Origin of the sequence: Chitinophaga sp. CCNWYY40 (assembly GCF_037483205.1) — a bacterium.
GTDB classification, from domain to species: Bacteria; Bacteroidota; Bacteroidia; order Chitinophagales; family Chitinophagaceae; genus Chitinophaga; species Chitinophaga ginsengisegetis.
The window spans coordinates 1,197,720-1,215,414 of sequence record NZ_JBBHLF010000001.1 but is presented as its reverse complement, the minus strand read 5'-3'; the positions used below and the strand labels follow the sequence as shown (position 1 = coordinate 1,215,414).

The 17,695-nt window shown below is 47.0% G+C and carries 13 protein-coding genes; 8 read left to right on the top strand and 5 right to left on the bottom strand.

Going from position 1 to position 17,695, the window contains the following annotated elements:
• Positions 1-33 precede the first annotated feature (33 nt).
• The gene (gene ligD / locus V7S65_RS04915) at positions 34-2,631 is read left to right on the top strand and encodes a DNA ligase D (protein WP_336386022.1); all 2,598 of its coding nucleotides are present in this window, start codon (positions 34-36) and stop codon (positions 2,629-2,631) included.
• A gap of 150 nt (positions 2,632-2,781) precedes the next feature.
• The gene (locus V7S65_RS04910; protein WP_336386023.1) at positions 2,782-3,300 is read left to right on the top strand and encodes a CinA family protein; all 519 of its coding nucleotides are present in this window, start codon (positions 2,782-2,784) and stop codon (positions 3,298-3,300) included.
• A 3-nt stretch (positions 3,301-3,303) separates the two neighbouring features.
• Here the strand turns inward: V7S65_RS04910 and V7S65_RS04905 are convergent, their stop codons facing one another.
• The 3 genes from V7S65_RS04905 to V7S65_RS04895 form a co-directional block, all read right to left on the bottom strand.
• Positions 3,304-4,383: a glycosyltransferase family 9 protein gene (locus tag V7S65_RS04905; protein ID WP_336386024.1), complete on the bottom strand. Its 1,080-nt coding sequence runs from the start codon at positions 4,381-4,383 to the stop codon at positions 3,304-3,306.
• Positions 4,384-4,479: 96 nt separating this feature from the next.
• Positions 4,480-4,737, bottom strand: coding sequence for a hypothetical protein (locus V7S65_RS04900; RefSeq protein ID WP_336386025.1), 258 nt, complete (start codon positions 4,735-4,737; stop codon positions 4,480-4,482).
• A 48-nt stretch (positions 4,738-4,785) separates the two neighbouring features.
• A complete protein-coding gene (locus V7S65_RS04895) occupies positions 4,786-5,289 on the bottom strand; it encodes a low affinity iron permease family protein (protein ID WP_336386026.1) in 504 nt (167 codons plus the stop codon).
• A 224-nt stretch (positions 5,290-5,513) separates the two neighbouring features.
• Between V7S65_RS04895 and V7S65_RS04890 the strand changes: the two genes are divergently transcribed.
• Positions 5,514-7,250 carry a hybrid sensor histidine kinase/response regulator gene (locus tag V7S65_RS04890; RefSeq protein WP_336386027.1) on the top strand — a complete coding sequence of 579 codons (1,737 nt, stop codon included), beginning with the start codon at positions 5,514-5,516 and terminating at the stop codon, positions 7,248-7,250.
• On the opposite strand, the gene V7S65_RS04885 is transcribed toward V7S65_RS04890, so the two are convergent.
• A complete protein-coding gene (locus tag V7S65_RS04885; RefSeq protein WP_079467942.1) occupies positions 7,247-8,200 on the bottom strand; it encodes a terpene synthase family protein in 954 nt (317 codons plus the stop codon). The two genes, V7S65_RS04890 and V7S65_RS04885, sit on opposite strands and share 4 nt — an antisense overlap.
• Before the next feature lie 240 nt (positions 8,201-8,440).
• On the opposite strand from V7S65_RS04885, the gene V7S65_RS04880 reads away from it, so the two are divergent.
• Positions 8,441-9,190, top strand: a complete 750-nt coding sequence (locus tag V7S65_RS04880; RefSeq protein ID WP_079467943.1) for a GNAT family N-acetyltransferase — start codon at positions 8,441-8,443, stop codon at positions 9,188-9,190.
• A gap of 302 nt (positions 9,191-9,492) precedes the next feature.
• Positions 9,493-11,253 (top strand): hybrid sensor histidine kinase/response regulator, encoded by a 1,761-nt coding sequence (locus V7S65_RS04875; protein WP_336386028.1) that lies wholly within the window; start codon positions 9,493-9,495, stop codon positions 11,251-11,253.
• Here V7S65_RS04875 and V7S65_RS04870 read toward each other — a convergent pair.
• A complete protein-coding gene (locus V7S65_RS04870) occupies positions 11,238-12,185 on the bottom strand; it encodes a terpene synthase family protein (RefSeq protein WP_111578662.1) in 948 nt (315 codons plus the stop codon). The genes V7S65_RS04875 and V7S65_RS04870 overlap by 16 nt on opposite strands.
• 397 nt (positions 12,186-12,582) lie before the next feature.
• Here V7S65_RS04870 and V7S65_RS04865 point away from each other — a divergent pair, with 397 nt between their 5' ends.
• The 3 genes from V7S65_RS04865 to V7S65_RS04855 all read left to right on the top strand — a co-directional run bounded on the left by V7S65_RS04865 (position 12,583) and on the right by V7S65_RS04855 (position 17,684).
• Positions 12,583-13,173, top strand: a complete 591-nt coding sequence (locus V7S65_RS04865) for an RNA polymerase sigma factor (protein ID WP_336386029.1) — start codon at positions 12,583-12,585, stop codon at positions 13,171-13,173.
• Between the two features lie 116 nt (positions 13,174-13,289).
• On the top strand, positions 13,290-14,261 hold the full coding sequence (locus tag V7S65_RS04860; protein ID WP_336386030.1) for a FecR domain-containing protein: 972 nt from the start codon (positions 13,290-13,292) through the stop codon (positions 14,259-14,261).
• A 9-nt stretch (positions 14,262-14,270) separates the two neighbouring features.
• Entirely contained in the window at positions 14,271-17,684 is a 3,414-nt protein-coding gene (locus V7S65_RS04855; protein WP_336386031.1) for a SusC/RagA family TonB-linked outer membrane protein, read from the top strand.
• Positions 17,685-17,695 lie beyond the last annotated feature (11 nt).

The window sequence follows — 17,695 nt, the reverse complement described above, 5'->3', positions numbered from 1 at the left end:
AAGCGTATATACAGTATCTAAAATATGCTGGCTATGAGCCTGGAAAAATACCGGCAGAAAAGAACCTTTAGTAAAACACCTGAACCCACCGGCGGGAAAGGTGAGGATCAGCTGCTACACTTTGTTGTACAAAAGCACGATGCTTCCCACCTGCACTACGATTTCCGCCTGGAAATGCGGGGGGTACTGAAAAGCTGGGCAGTGCCCAAAGGGCCTTCTATGGACCCCGAAGTAAAACGGCTGGCCATGATGGTAGAAGATCATCCGTATAACTACAAGGATTTTGAAGGTATTATTCCGGAAGGCAACTATGGCGCCGGCACTGTAATCGTATGGGATGAAGGCGCCTATGAAATGGCTGATGCTGATGGCGCCGATAAAAAACAGCAAACAAAAGACCTGCTGCACCAGCTGCACAGCGGCAAGTTGAAACTGATACTCAAAGGAAAAAAACTCAAAGGCGCTTTTGCATTGGTAAAGGCTGCCGGCAGAGGCGACAATGCCTGGCTGCTGATGAAAGTAAAAGACCGTTACGCATTGAAAACGGATATCACCACCAAAAATAAATCCGTCATTTCAGGAAAAACCATTGAACAGATAGCAAAAAATCCGGAGAAGGTTTGGAAAAGCAACCGGAAACAAACCCTTACTAAAACCATTGCAAAAAAAGCAGCTGCACCAGCAGATAATCATACCGCGCTGTTGAAAAAGGGCAAAACTGCTCCAATACCTAAAGGCATAAAACCTATGCTGGCAACGGTTACTTCCAGGCCATTTGATAAAGAAGACTGGCTCTATGAAATAAAGTGGGATGGTTACCGCGCCATCGGGTATCTCAACAACGGTAAAGCAGACCTGCTTTCCCGCAACCAGCTTTCCTTCAATGAAAAATTCAGTGTGATCACAGCAGCGTTGCAGCAATGGAAAGTAAAGGCCGTAACAGACGGTGAAATTGCGGCAATAGATGAAAAAGGCAACCCCGACTTCCAGGCTTTGCAAAACTATTTCAAACACGGCAAAAGTGCGCATCTTGTTTACTACCTTTTTGATTTACCCTGGTACAATGGTAAAGACCTTACGCATTTACCACTGGAAGAACGAAAGGCTATCCTGGCGGAGATCATACCTACGGATCATGATATCATCCGGTACAGCAATCATATCAGCGGACAAGGCACCGCATTTTATAACGCCGCCATTGATAAAGGACTGGAAGGTATAATGGCCAAAGCAGCCGGCAGCCACTATATTATGGGCCGCAGAACAGAGAGCTGGCTGAAAATAAAAAACAGCCACCGGATGGAAGCCATCATCTGCGGATATACCGCCGGCAGGAACAGCCGCAAGCATTTCGGGGCAATTATACTGGGAAAATATGAAGGGAAAGAACTGAAATATATTGGTCATACCGGTGGCGGGTTTAATGATAAACTGCTAAAAGAACTTTTTGCAAAGTTCCAGTCGCTCCTCGCGCCAGAGCATCCGTTTAAAACAAAGCCGCAGACAAACATGCCGGCTACCTGGCTAAAGCCGGTACTGGTGTGCGAAGTGAAGTTTGCGGAGGTAACGCGGGAAGGAATTCTTCGTCAGCCGGTATTTATGGGATTACGGGAAGATAAAAAAGCAGCAGATGAAAAGGGTGTAAAAGTTGTTCCCCCTCCCGCCGGTAAAAAAGCATCCTCCCGGAAAAAAGAGCCGGGCATATTTTTACCGGAAGAAGAGAAACAGGTAGAAATAAAGGTAGACGGGAAGCTGCTGAAATTTACCAATCTTGATAAATTATACTGGCCGGATGAAGGCATTACCAAACGGGATATGATCAACTACTACGCGGCCATTGCCGATTATATACTGCCTTATCTGAAAGACCGGCCACAGTCGCTCAACAGGTTCCCGGAAGGCATCAGGGGTTTTAATTTTTATCAGAAGAATGTGGAAGACAAGGTGGCTCCGTGGATCCCGACCTTTCCTTATACCAGCGAATCGGATGGAGAAACAAAATCATTTCTTGTTTGTAAAGACAGGGCTACCCTGTTGTACATGGCCAACCTGGGATGTATTGAATTAAATCCCTGGCACAGCAGGATACAGCATCCTGATGAACCGGACTATTGCCTGATAGACCTTGATCCCGACACCAACTCTTTTAATGAAGTGATTGAAACCGCATTGGTGATCAAAGATATTTTAGATGAGATTGGCGCGTCCTCTTTTGTAAAAACCTCCGGAGCTACGGGCATGCATATACTCATTCCGCTGGGAGCGAAATACAGCTTTGCGCAATCGAGAATGCTGGCCGAGCTGATTGTAAACATTGCCAATAAACAATTACCGGACAGCACCAGCGTGCTGAGAACACCGGCCAAAAGGAAAGGCCGGATCTATCTCGATTTTATGCAGAACCGGCAAATACAAACGATGGCGGTGGCTTACTCCCTGCGGCCAAAGCCGGGAGCAACCGTGTCCGCACCCTTGCGATGGGAAGAAGTGAAGAAGGGATTAAAGGTAACTGACTTCAATATTTACAACATGCCGCAACGGATCGCTGAAGAAGGCGACCTGCTGAAAGGTTTGCTGGGAAAAGGTATTAACATGAAAACGGTGCTGAACAAACTGCAGCATTTGTTATAAGATAAGGTGGCCTTTGTGCCTGGTTCATTTTGTTTCCGGGCGTTTGCCGCTTCGCTCATCCACACATGCATTTTTGTTTTAGCGCCGGTTATATTGTGGCGTGTATTGTATGGCACAGGATTTAGTATTGGTAAAGAAACGACTAAAAATATGGACCCGTTAGCCACTGATATTGAATTACTGCGCCAGATCAGGCAACTACTTACCGGTAACCAGCAAACCGTGGCCGTAGCCGAAAGCGTTACTGCCGGCCATTTGCAGGTAATGCTTTCTCTCGCCGAAAAAGCGATGGATTTTTTCCAGGGAGGTATTACCACTTATAATATCGGGCAGAAAACAAAACATTTAAATATTGATCCTATTCATGCACAAACCTGCGATTGTGTGTCGGAGAAAGTAGCGCTGGAGATGTCGGCGGCGGTGGGGCCTTTATTTTCGGCAGACTGGGGCATTGCGATTACAGGCTATGCCTCGCCTGTGCCCGAGCTGGGGATCACGGAGCTGTTTGCTTACTATGCCTTCAGCTTTAAAGGGCAGCCGGTGGGGCAGGGTATTTTAAGAGCAGACAACAACGGAGATCCCGTGGCAGTGCGCCAGTATTATACCCATGAGTTGTTATTACTTTTTAAAGAAGCATTACATCTTCCCTATTCTCCCGCAAAAAAATAATCACTATACAGGCTGCATCAGTTTGTCCACCGCTTTCAGTACGTTTTCCACGGTGGCTTTCTTCAGTTGATTTTTAGGGATCTGGTGATAGGAATATTGCAACAATACATTTTTGCTCTGGAGTGCAGGGGGAATATCGAAATATAATACTTCGCTCCTTACCCGCCACGGGGTGTGCTGTATATTTGTTAGCGCGTATAACACCACTACCGGTGTAGCCGTAGCAGCGGCAATATGAATGGTGCCGGTATTCACTGAAATCACCAGCGGGCTTTTGCGGATCAGCAGGGCGAACTCCGCAACAGATAAAGCCCCCGCAAGATTGATAGCGCCGGGGCCGATCGCTTCTTTCAGGGTTTCTGCGGCGGCTTCTTCGCCGGTGTTGCCGGTGATCAGCAACTGGCAGCGGTGATGTGCAATCACCTGCTGACCGATTTCGACCCATTTATGAAAGTTGTACTGCCGTTTAACGTCCTGCACCATCGGATGCATAACGATCCAGGGACGCTGGTGATCGGCGCCGTACAGTCTCATTTTTTTTATGATACCCGGCCAATGCGTTTCATGCGTTTGCAGCGAAAGCTTTGTACTCCCTGCTTTGGCGCCGGTGTACGCCACCAGGTTGATATCCCTTTCCACCTGGTGATGCGTGGCATGCAGCGGCTCTTCATCCGGAATCCAGTGGGTAAGTAGCTGGTAAGGATTTTCCCGGCAATAGGCAAGCCGCAGGGGAATGCCCGCCTCGAAAGCCAGCATGGCAGTGGGCAACGGGTTCTGGCTGTATACGGTGAATATAATAGCCGCATCGAAGTGTTCTTTACGCAGGGTTTCCACCAGTTGCTGGTAGGTTTCCGGCATCACTACATGATCATGCTTTACCCAGGGCGCATTAAATATAATCACCTCATCTATTTCCGGAATATCCGCTGCTACCGGTGCGGCAGCGGCAGAGGTCAGGAGGGTAAGGTGGCATTGAAAGGATTCTTTCAATGCCCGGAAAGCCGGTGTACTCATCAGCAGATCGCCCATATTATCCAGGCGGACACAAAGTATTTTCCTGCAATCGTTCCAAAGTATATTCATAGAATAAAATTCACACAACAAGTATTAATCTCTACAATACTTTACGTTCATAAAAAATGGATACATGTTGATGCATCCATTTTCTTTACCGTTGAACTACGGTTTCTTACTGTGTTGAATGGCCTCCCAGATCTGTTGCACAATGTAGCCGCCTTCCATTTCCGTAAGCCGCGGGGAGCTGGTAAATCCATCACCGTTCTCCATCAGCATGAGGTTATCAGGTACTGCATGATGGAACAGTTCTCCTATGTTATTGTTCAGTAAGTAATACACAGAACGGCCGTTGTAGGTATCCGGCTGGATATCCAGGGAGTACGACTGACCATTCACATTGGCATTCAGGTGCTGTATCATAACAGAAGGTTTTTAGGAAAGGCATCAAGAATAACACCAAAACAGCGGTTATTTCCGCTGGCCTTTCTCTTTTGGCGTTTTACGGGTCAGCAGGTCTTCCTCATGTTTACTCATCGCATCTCCTATGGCTTCTTCCACGGAGTGGGATTCTGTCATGCTCATTCTTTTCTTTGTTTCTTCCACCATCACCGCATAATATTTATGCAGCACATCCAGTTCTTCTTCCGATAGATTTTCCACGTCTATCAGCCGGTTGCTGGCCGCTTTGTTGGCGGCAATGAGTTCATTGAGTTTCAGTTGAACTGATTTGGCGTCCTTGTTCTGCGACTTCTGGATAATGAACACCATGAGGAAAGTGATGATAGTAGTACCGGTATTGATAACGAGCTGCCAGGTATCGGAGTAGCCGAAAACCGGGCCGGTGACAGCCCATATAATGATCGCCGCCAGGGCTACAAAAAAAGCCCAGGGACTGCCGGTGGCGGCGATAACTTTTGTGGCCATTAATTCAAAGAAGTTGCTTTTGGGTTTACTGTCGGTTAGCGCTTTCATAACATCGGGCTGTTTGGTTTTTTACTTTCTCTCATACAACTTTTACACCAGCGCTTTCCGGGGGGATAAAACGGTGTTTCCTCCCCAATCTGACCCGGGTGCGCCACAGGATACACCCCGCTTTCCCGTATGTTATCAGGAATTCGTATATTGGTTTTAATTTATCAGGAAAGACACACCAGAATGTATACGTTTTCTACGCCTACAGCCCTCAAAAATGACGCATGCATATTTTGAATATTATTAAAAACGCTGGCACCCAATATTCCACGGAGTCAGAGAAACGTACCATCATTATTATCAATTCCCTGGCATTTCTGACCAGTATGCTCGTTTTCATCCTTGGAGGAGTTTTTTACCTGCTGGTACACAGTTTACTGATCCTGTTACCGTTATTACTGGAGGGTATCGGGATGCTTGGCGTGATTGTTTTAAATGGTTTGGGAAAGAAGGACAGCGCCAATTTCAGCATGTTTGCCATACACTATGTAGCCGCGGGTTACTGGACAATTTTATTGGGCAATGCCATCCCTATTGAAGTGGTTATTGTTTTTTTACTGATCTTCCTCATTTGCGGCTCTTTCCTGGTATATAAACGGCACAAGGCAAGAATAGGATTATTGCTGGCCATTGCCTTATTGCTGGTGGCAACACAGCTGAATACCTTTTTTGGTTTTATCAAACCGATAGACATCCACCCTACTTCTGCTTATATTATGCGGCTTTGCACCACCGGTGGTATGCTTACTTTTATATTGTTCGTCATCTTCGAGTTTATAAAGGAGATCACCCGGCTGATGGATGATCTTAGCAAATCGAACAAGGTATTATCTACCAATGCGGCTTTCCTGCGGGAAACATTTCACGAGTTGAAAACGCCTTTGAACAGTATTTACGGCATCGCACAGCTGCTGGATATGGTGCGGAAGGAAAATAAGCAGGCGCCTCTCATGCAGGAAATAAGCGCAGACCTGAAGAACTTATCGGGCGCCGCCCAGCTATCGCGGGAAATTGTAAACAACGTACTGGATCTGAAACGGATTGAGGCCGGCAAGTTCTTCGAAATCAGGATGGGTACTGTTCACCTGCGGAACTGTATTGAGCAGTGTATGGCGATGAACCAGTATACCGGCGCTTTGCAGAACGTTAGCATCGTATTGAACTACCAGTTGCCCCAGCAATTTATAGAAAGTGATGAAATCGTTCTCATTAAAATCATCAATAACCTGACATCCAATGCCGTTAAATTTTCTCCTGCGGGCGGCCAGGTGGTGATCAGTGTTTACCGGGAGGACAGCTACATTTATTTCCGTGTTAAAAATGAAGGTGAAATAGCGCCCGAGCGGCAGGAGAAACTATTTCTTCCCTATGAATCGGAACGGAACCATATTACATCCGGCACGGGCATCGGCCTGCATCTGACGCAGCAGTTGGTTACGTTGCTGGAGGGCAGGATCCGGGTGATCAATGAAGATCATCATACCATTTTTGAGTTTTTTATTCCCTACCGGTCCGCGCATCCGGAAACTACAGCCGAAAAGAAATTTGAGATCAGGAAAGATGAGTTTGAGGGGATGAAGGTATTGATTGTGGATGATAACCAGATGAACCGGTATGTGATCGAAAAATTTGTGACCAAAGGTGGTGCAACGGCCCTGTTGTGCAGTAACGGTCAGGAGGCAATGGAAGCCGTGCTGGCGGAGAAGCCGGATATCATTATTACTGATTCGCAGATGCCGGTGATGAATGGCCGGGAATTTCTGCTGCAGTTGCGGGCTATTCCTGCGTTTTCCGATACCCCGTTTATCGTTATATCGGGAGATGCTTTCAACAAATACAGTAATGAATCCGAGGAGCTTTTAAAGGCAGGTGCGAACGCTTTCTTTAATAAGCCTTTTTCTTTTGAGGATCTGTATACTGAAATGATAAAGCATCTCCCGTCTAAATCTATAAAAGCCTAAACTTTACTTTTGTATCGCTCGGTATCGATGAGCGCCCAGTCGAAATAAGCCTTGATAGCGATGTACAGTCCGTCGATATACACATCCAGCTGTGCATTGATGTCCGGGCTCCAGAAGGGAAGGCTGGCGCGGTGTTCTTCCAGCGTGAGCAAATTGCGGTGGTATTCGTCCGAGATCTGCTGAATGGCTTCTTCCAGGGAAATGCCCAGTTCCTGTTCATAGATCAGTACCAGGTTCAGTCCTTTCGTTTTCAGTTCCCTTTCCCGCTCCAGGGAGTGGAGGTCGTTGGCCAGGTTGGCCGTCAGGTTCAGCAACAGTTCTATTTTCTTCACCAGCCAGTGTTCGTATACTTCTTCCGGCAGGTCAATTTTCCCGAAGATGCTTACCAGTGGAAACATAATATAGAAGCCGGTTTTGGGCCGCCATTGGAGATATTCCCGGATGCTGGGGCTATACTCTCCTTCCTGCATTTCTGTTTCCCAGAGGCATTCTTCAAAATAGGACACCATTTCTTTACAGAACAGGGAATACAGGAACGGGGGGCTGAGGCGTTGAAAGCGGGAGCGGATGTTGATCAGCGCATCATTCAGGGGTGTTTCCACGGCGCTTTCCCGGTGTTCCATGATGGCGATAAAGCCGTTCAGCATATTGCGCAGCCAGGCGCCTTCCAGGGTACCGGAGGAAAAACGGTCGCATTTGTCGTCGATGGTAAACAGCCAGGTGATCAGGTCGCCCACCAGGCATAGTTCTTCATAGTTTGCGGCGGGATATTCCCGGGCGGCGTACCAGCCAAATTTGCCTTTGTTAAACCGTTTGAGTTTTTCGGGCGACTCCAGACGGAACTCATGGGCCCATTTAAAAGTGTGTACCTGTACCTCTTCCGCAAGCGGGCTTATGGCAGAAGGGGTCGGAAATTCCAGGGCTGGAATGTGAAGGGTTTGTGTTTCCATGTTTTTTAGTGTTTATTAAGTGAAAAGAATCTGCATAAGGGATCAGCCGGGTTTTACCGGGATAAAGGGCATCAAAATGGATAAATGGTTGACATTCAGACATTGAGCATAATACGCGGGTCAGCCGGCAAGGATGAGCGAAATACACTTCAACAAAAGTCTATAAAAATGTTTTAGCCGGGAAGAGTTTATGGGGCTTTACATTTTATATACCTTCATACCGGGTATTCAAATAAGGCTATGAAAGTGCAGGCAATAAAAACGACGTTAAGGAAGATCCGGGCTTTCCGTTCCCTGTTTCTCCAGGAAAGCAACTTTCAGTTTGTTTACAACAAGTGTCATGCCTATGGCTGGGCAGATACCTACCTCTTCATGCTGGATGGGACGGCTGTGGGCTATGGGGCGGTATGGGGGCAAAATAACCGCAGCGACCGGGATGCTATTTTTGAGTTTTATGTAGTGAAGCCTTACCGGAAATTTGCCGGTGAATGTTTTTTAAAACTATGGGAGGCATCGGGGGCTGTTTGCGTGGAGTGCCAGAGCAACGATGTGTTATTAACGGCCATGCTGTACCAGTATTCCAAAAACATTAATGCGGAGAACCTGCTTTTCGACGATCACTTTCAAACCCAAATCATTTTACCAGGCATCTCTTTCCATCAACAGGAAGCAAAAGAAAATGACCGCCGCGATGAGTTTAAATATTACCTGAAACAGGAGGATGAAGATGAAGAAGAGGAAGTAGTGGTAGCAACTGGCGGGTTAATGCTAAATTACAATGAGCCCTTTGCTGATTTGTATATGGAAGTAAAAGATGGTTTCCGGAAACAGGGGTTGGGAAGTTTTATGATCCAGGAATTAAAAAAAGCTTGTTACCTGATGGGGCGGGTGCCGGGCGCGAGGTGTAATATCGACAATGCTGCATCGAAGGCTACATTGCTAAAAGCGGGGATGAAGGTGTGCGGATATATCTTAACAGGGAAGCTGTAAAAGTTAGGGTGCACACCTAACATATTTTCATTTTAAATCATGTAATATTCTTTTTTTCAAAAAAAAATATGCTTATATTAACATTCAATTAACTCATGCCGATGCATATCTGGTTAGATTTACCCGAGCCCAAAGAAAATCTACATGCCTGATATGATTCGAAGAACCTGCAGACCATGCCCGAATACATATCCGGATTCCATAACAGTATTTCTGCGGGTGGCGGATCGGATGACGGTAAAGCAAATTAACTATGATCTTTTTACAGCCCGAACTTGCCTAACCCTCTAAATAATTATTACATGAGAACTGGTAACTATCCTACAACTGCGGCCATTACAACCACACTCATCAAACCTATTTTTGCCGGAACCCAGCATTTTGAAAAAGCGGAAGAAAAACGTCCTGTTATTATTATCAATGCGATGGCCATTGTGTTAAGCGCCCTGGTGATTGGGGTTGGCAGCTATTTTTATTTTCTTAAGAATTCGGTATTTTTTTTAATCGGTATTCCACTGGAAACGCTTAGTTTTTTTACTGTTATCCGGTTAAACCAGGTGAGGCAATATTTTAATGCAAACTTACTCATGCTGAGTACCAATGCTATTTTTATTGCTTACTGGTCCACCGTACTGGGATCAAGTATTTCCCTGGAGTTACTGCTGGCATTCAATACCATCATCATATTCCATTTAAGTTCTGCTTTTTTCCTGTACAAAAGAAGCGGAGCCCTGCTGGCCTGCATAGGGGCAACAGTGGCATTTGCCGCGTGGATGGTAGCCAACGCCCATTATAATTTTATCCAGCCGATAGAGCTTTCGCCTGATATATCGTTAACCATGAAATGGTCTACTACTATTGCGCTGCTGGTATTTATATTATGCGTGATGATGTCTTATGTGGCGCAGATCAGAAGTTTGCTTGCTTCCGCCCAGAAACTCCGGGAGGCATCTGAAAAGAAAAGTATTTTTTTGCGGGAAGTATTTCACGAGATCCGGACGCCGATGAATGCTATTTTTTCTATTGGCCAGTTGTTTGAATTGCGGAAGTCCAAATATTCGGTGGCAGAAAGAAAGGAAATTAACCAGTTGTTTGCCTCCTGTTACCTGGCCCGCAACATCATTAATCATGTGCTGGAAATGTCGAGGATTGAGTCCGGGAATTTTTATCCCGTGATGAAGGAGTCCATCAGTTTAAAGGATTGCGTATCCCATTGCATAGCGGTTAACAGTTACCTGGCGGCATCCAGGGGTATAAAAATTGACCTGCAGTTCGACAGGCAGCTGGGTGAACCCATCAACAGCGACAGTTTACTGTTAACCAAGATCCTGAATAATATCCTCTCCAATGCGGTGAAGTTTGCCAGTGGTAATTCCATGATCTCTCTCAGCTGCATAAAAGAAGCAGACCAGATCATTTTTAAGGTAAAGAACCAGGGAGTGGTAGATCCGGATATTGCCACCAAGATGTTCGACCGGTTTGTATCAAAGCGTGAGCAGTTTGAAGGAACGGGGTTGGGATTATCTATTACCAAACACCTGATCGGCCTTTTCGGCGGGCAAATTGCACTGGACCCGGTGGATCCCTCCTCTCCTTTTACCACTACCATTACCTTTAATATTCCTTATGAAGCGGGCGTAGGAAAAACCAGGCAGCAGTTACCGCCTAAATTTATGAAGGGTTGCTTTATGGGCGGAAAAGTAGTGATCATAGAAGATGACCTGCTGAGTGCTGAGTTACTGATAAAGTTCCTGAAAGAAATGGGGATAGACCCGGTATTATGCAAGGACCATGCATCGGTAATTGATGTGATCCATACAGAAAAACCCAACCTGATCATTTCAGATCTGAATATGCCCGGCTTTAACGGCAGGGATTTATTGCAGTACGTAAAAAATGATCCTGAATTAAAAGGCACCCCCGTACTGATCATTTCAGGAGATGCCTTTTTGAAAGATGAGCTATTGGCGACAGGCGCCTGCGGTTTCATAACGAAACCGGTTTTCATCAGCGACTTACACCTTGAATTAGCAAAGTATTTACCTCATCATATATTTTCGTAACGACCGGTATCAATTACCGCCCAGTCATCATACCCTCTCACAATGGTATATAAGCCCTGTATGTAGCGGTCTACCTGCATATTAACAGCCTTGCCCCAATAAGGAAGTTCCTTACGGAGTTGTTTAAACCGACGCAGGTGTGCCCTGTGCTCATTGATCACATATTGCACCGCCTCATCCCTGGCCAGATCCAGTTCTTTTTGCGCGATAAAGATCAGGTTAAAACCTGGCTTCTCCAGTTTTGCTTCGCGGACAATCGAATGCAAATCATTGGAAAGGCAGCCGAGCAGGTTTAAGATAAGTTCTATTTCCTGGATGCTGCTGTGGTCATACACTTCATCCGGCAGGTTCAGTTTTTCAAAAATGGCCACCAGCGGGAACATAATATAAAACCCGGTGTAGGGCCTTTCCTTGTAATACCGGTCGATAGAGGGCATGAGGCCATCGATCTGCATGTCGATCTCAAAGAAACACTCGTTGAGATAGTCGGTCATATGCATGCAGTATTTGCGGTATAAAAAGGGACTGCTGATGGCGCTGAAACGACGCAGGATATCTTTCAGGGCGATACTGAGGCTATGATCGTCCTCGATATATTTATCATCGAGAATGGAAATAAATATTTCCAGCTGACGTCTCATTTCCAATGCGGTTACTGCGTCGGAGGAACCGCGGTCGCAGCTGTCATCTACTGTAAATAGCCAGGATAGCAAATCTCCGGCGAGGCTTACCTGTGCATAGGTGGCATCAGGGTATTCCCTGGCTGCCTGGAACCCGAAACGGGCTTTGGAGTACCAACTGAGAGGTTTGAATTTTGGGGCAATATCAAATTTTTGTACCCACTTCAAGGTATCATTCTGAGTATCCTGATAACAGGAATTAATCTTAGACTTTCCCGGGATAGTGACGCAGGAAGTTAAAGCATTTGACATAAATGTTAATTTTTAAAGTGAATAAAAGATTGATAACTAATGTATAGATGTAGTAATGGTTATTCAGTGCGGATGCAACGATCTATTTGCTGATATTCCTGTGCACCTGATCCTACAGACAAAGCTCAGAACTGTATTATATAGAATAATAATGTTATCTGATATTGAAGATTATCCAAAAAAGCTAAATTGGACAAACTAATATTACGAAAAAAGCACCCATTTGGCAGATTGGATTTTGGGACGGGAGGAATAGCACAAATGGGGGTAGTCCGGCGCAGCGGGACATGTGCCGGGAAGAAGTGGGAAAACGGGCGGGGTGCTATGTGAAGTTTACATTAATTTCCTGCTGTTCCTTCGTAATTCAAAAGGAGCTTCTCTAGTTTTGCGGCCTTATATGGAACCGGTATCTGTAATAAATGGCGCGGCATGGGATCAGCAAACCTTTAAGGTGCTGTATGATGAGTATTTTGTATTGGTGAGCCGCTATTGTTATTCATTTACGGGAGATTATGAAGCCGCACGGGACATCGCGGCTGAACTGTTTGCCAACCTGTGGCGGCAGCGTGCAGGCATCCGGGTTAATACCAGTATGAAGAACTACCTGTTGGTTGCCGCCCGGCGAAGCTGTAAAAAACACGCCGATAAACTACAACGTACCTTCACTATCAGCGACGACCACCTGGACCAGGCGCTCTCCACCCATACGCCCGATGCCGCCCTGGCAGGGAAGGAATCCAGGGAAAAGCTGCATCAGCTCTTATCCCTGCTGGACCCGGTAAAGAAGGAAATTATAGACCTGAAACTGCTGGGACTCACCAATAAAGAGATAGCCCATATCTTACACATCACACCCAAAAAAGTGGAATACCAGCTGAACACCGCGATCCGCTTATTACAGGAAGAAATTAAAACCCGGCGGTTAACGGTACACGACTGCGAAGCGGGTTTGATAATAGGCACCCTGGTACTGATGCTGCCTGCATAATCACGTCTCCCCTGAAAAACATACCCAGCCTGCATTTCTCCTTGTTAATAATTCCTTAACACACATTCACAGGAATTTCCCCGGGCGGCCGCCTCCTCTGTAATAAACGGCCCACATTGAACGAAAAAATATTATTCCGCTACATCTATGAGTTATCAAACGCCGCAGAGCGGGAGATGGTAGCTGCCTGGCTGCAGCAATCGGAAAGGAACCGGGACATCCTGGTGGCTTTGGTAAAAAGAAAGCAACAACTGGAAGGCGCTGCTGATCAGCAGGCGGCAGATACCCATTGGGAACGGGTACAGGCAGCGATGAATGAAGAAGCGCCTGCTGTAAAAAATATCCGCCCGTGGTGGCTGTACAGTGCTGCCGCAGCATTGGTAACAGTGTCCATGGGTATAGGCTGGCTGTGGCAACACCAACATACGCCTGCCGCGCAACCGGTAAAGTTATCTACCACCGGCAAAAACAAACAGGTAATCACGCTGCCCGACGGCACCCGGGTGTGGCTGCAATACAACTCTTCCCTGGAGTATGATGCACGCGCTTTTAATAATTCCAACAGGCAGGTGATCCTGAACGGGGCGGCCTTCTTTAATGTAAACGGCAGTCCGGATAAGCCTTTCCGGGTCAGCACCCATCAAACCACAGTAACCGTACTTGGCACCTCTTTCAGTATCCATGCGCGGGAACATGAAATGCAGGAAATAGCCGTGGCGTCCGGGAAAATCAATGTGCAGGCAGCACAACTCAACATCAACCTGCTGCCGATGCAGCGGATTAAATATGACCCGGTAACGCATGCGTTGCTGAGCGACAGCACCTCACTGGATCGTATAACTGCGGTGAGAGATAACCTGCTGGTATTTGAAAACGATGACCTGCCCAGCATCGCCCGCAAACTATCACAATGGTACAACCGCGACGTGATTATCCACGGAACACCGCATCGTGTATCCTTTACCGGTAGTGTACAGGATAACGGCATCCAGCCTGTACTGGAAGGTTTAAGTTTCCTGGCTGGCGTGGAATATAAAATTACGGCAGATACTATCATTCTCTCTTTAAAACGCAATCACAAAAAATAAACAACCAATATGAAAAAAATTATTGGCGGACTTTGCTGCCTGTTACTAACCGGTTCTCTCTGGGCACAAACGGCCACCCGCATGATCCGGTTAAACAGGAAAAACATTTCCCTGAAAGAACTGATCACCACACTACAGCAAAAAGAAAAGATCGCTGTGATGTACGACGACAATATCCTCGGGGAACCACACCCGTTACAGTTGCCGGAAGAAAATGTACCGCTCGAAAAGCTGCTGTCGCTCATCGCAGCGCAAACCGGCCTGGAAGTAAAGTGGCAGAATAATAACATCTACATAAGAAATAAAAATACCACCGCAGCAGAAACAGTCACTGTAAAAGGCGTGGTAATGGGCGCCGGTAACGACGGCGCCTTACCCGGTGTGAGCATCAGCGTAAATGGCAGGATGGTAGCAGTGACGGCGGAAGACGGTCTTTTTGACCTGAAAGTACCCACCGGCAGTAAAGTGGTTTTCCGCGCCATCGGTCTTGATCCTTATACACTCCCGGTAGCCGGCAACGCCACTAACCTGAAAGTTAATATGCAGCAGAATGTTACCCAGCTGGAAGGCGTAGTGGTAACAGCGCTGGGCATTAAACGCGATGAAAAAGCACTGGGTTATGCTGTGAGCAAAGTGAGCAATGAACAGCTCACAGATGCTATGAGTAATAACTGGACCAATGCCCTCACCGGTAAAGTAGCCGGTTTGAATATGCTGAAATCCAATGGCGGACCGGCAGGTTCTACCAAAATTATCCTGCGTGGTGAAAACACAATCACCGGTAGCAGCGAAGCGCTGATTGTAGTGGATGGTGTAATCATCAACGGCAGCAGCGGTAAGCAAACGGGCAACGGCAGCGGTTCGTACCTGGACAGCGACTCCCCTACCGACTTCGGTACCAGCCTGAATGATATTAACCCCGATGATATTGAAAGTGTGTCGGTACTGAAAGGCCCGGGTGCAGCAGCATTGTACGGCGCCCGCGGCGCTAATGGCGCTATCATCATTACCACCAAAACCGGTAAAATTAAAAAGGGTTTAGGCGTTACCGTTAACTCCAATGCTACCTTTGAAACCATTAACCGCTGGCCCGATTACCAGTATGAATACGGCCAGGGCGCTTCCGGTCAGGATACCTGGTATTCCTATGGCGCCACCGCCGACGGCAGCAGCACCCGGAGCACCAGCTCCGCCTGGGGACCAAAGTTTAACGGGCAAATGTACTATCAATACGACCCGGTTACACATACCGGCGGCACGGAAAGAACACCATGGGTTCCCTATAAAAACAACCGTAAAGACTTCTTTGAAACCGCCAAAACATTTACCAACAGCGTAACGCTGGAAGGCGGCAATGATAAAACCAATATCCGGTTATCTTATACCAATCTTAATAACAACTGGATTGTACCCAATACCGGTTATAACAGGAACACCGTAGCGCTATCCGTAAATCATAAAGTATCTGATAAGCTGCAGATTTCCACAAAGGTGAACTACACCAACAAAAAAAGCGATAACCTGCCTTCTTCCGGTTATAATAACCAAACCATCATGTATTTTATCCGGGGAATGGTGCCTAACGCCAACCTCGACTGGTTCAAGGAATACTGGCTGCCCGGACAGGAGCAGCTGGCGCAGAACCGGCCCTTCAGCAGCTTGCTCGACAACCCTTACCTGCAGGCGTATGAAATGCTGAATAAAGTGAACCGCAATGGCGTGATAGGTAATGTTTCCGCTACTTATAATTTCACAAAAGATCTCAGCCTGATGGTGCGTACCTCCCTTGATTACAGCACTGAAAGCCGTTCACAGCAACGTCCGAAAAATACACAGAAATTTATAGATGGGATGTACAGAACGCAGAACATTTATTCCCGTGAGCTGAACAGTGATTTCCTGTTACGCTACAACCGTACACTGGGTAGTAAATTTAATGCTACCGTATCCGTAGGTGGCAGCCAGATGCGCAACTTTTACAACCGTGATGAAGTGCGCGCGGATAAGCTGAGATACCCTGGCGTATATAATTTTGCCAACAGTAAGAACACGCTGATCACACTTCCCTACAGTTCTCAATATGCCGTGAACAGCTTCTATGGCCTGGCACAGTTCAGCTACAATAACTACCTGTTCCTGGATATCACGGCGCGTAACGACTGGAGCAGTACATTGGCCTCAGAAACATCTACCGATAATACCTCTTTCTTCTATCCTTCTGTGAATGCTTCCGCCATCCTGTCGGATATATTGAAGCTGCCCGCAGAAGTTTCCCTGCTTAAACTTCGTACATCCGTTTCCGGTGTAGGCAGTGGCGGTACCACGCCATATTTTACCCGTTTTGGTTACCTGAAAGAATTGTTCCTGAGCGGTCTTTCCAACCCGGACTATATTGCCAACCCGGATCTGAAGCCAATGAAAACCGTCAGCGTAGAAGCCGGTGTGGATGCAAGCTTCTTCAGAAACCGTATAGGCTTTGGCGTTACCCTGTATCAGAACAATACCAATAACCAGATCATCCAGGCGCCATTAGATAAAGCTACCGGCTTTAAGGGCACTATCGTGAACGCGGGTACGGTTATTAACAAGGGTATTGAAATTGAAGCCAACGGTACTCCGGTGAAAAAGGCCAACGGGCTTACCTGGATTGCCACCGGTACGTTTGCAGCTAACCGCAGCCGGATCAGTTCCCTGCCGGATGGTATTGAAACATTTGTGATGTCTACCGGTCCTGCGGGCCGTGGCTCTATTGAAGCACGTCCCGGCGGCCGCATGGGCGATATCTACGGACTTGGCTACCAGCGCTCCCCGGATGGTCAGATCATCTACAATTCGCAGGGATACCCATTGCTGACAGAAACAGCCCAATACCTGGGAAATACCAACCCCGACTGGAAGGCCAGCATCAACAATGCTTTCCAGTACAAGCAATTCCGCTTCAGCTTTTTGTTTGACGGTCAAACAGGTGGTAAAGCCTATTCCCTCACGCACTCCGTGCTGGCAGAAGAAGGCAAGCTGAAAAAGACCATCCCCGGCCGTTACAACGGCATTATCGGTGATGGCGTACAGGTGAACAAAGATGGCACCTATCGCCCGAACGATGTGGTAGCAGCCAATATTCAAACCTATTATTCAGAGCATTTCAAGCGTGATAATATTGAGTCCAATCTTTTCAGCACCGACTTTATCAAATTGCGGGAAGCGCGGTTCGACTACTCGCTGACGCCTGCCTTCCTGCGGAAGATAGGATTCACCAAAGGCACCATCGGTATTTATGGACGCGACCTGCTGGTAATTACCAACTGGCCATCGTTTGATCCGGAATTTGGTACCCTGGGAGATGGAGATATCAGCGCCGGTTTTGAAATCGGTCAGTTTCCCTCCACCCGGAGCTTTGGGATTAACCTCACTGCTTCGTTCTAATATTTCACCGC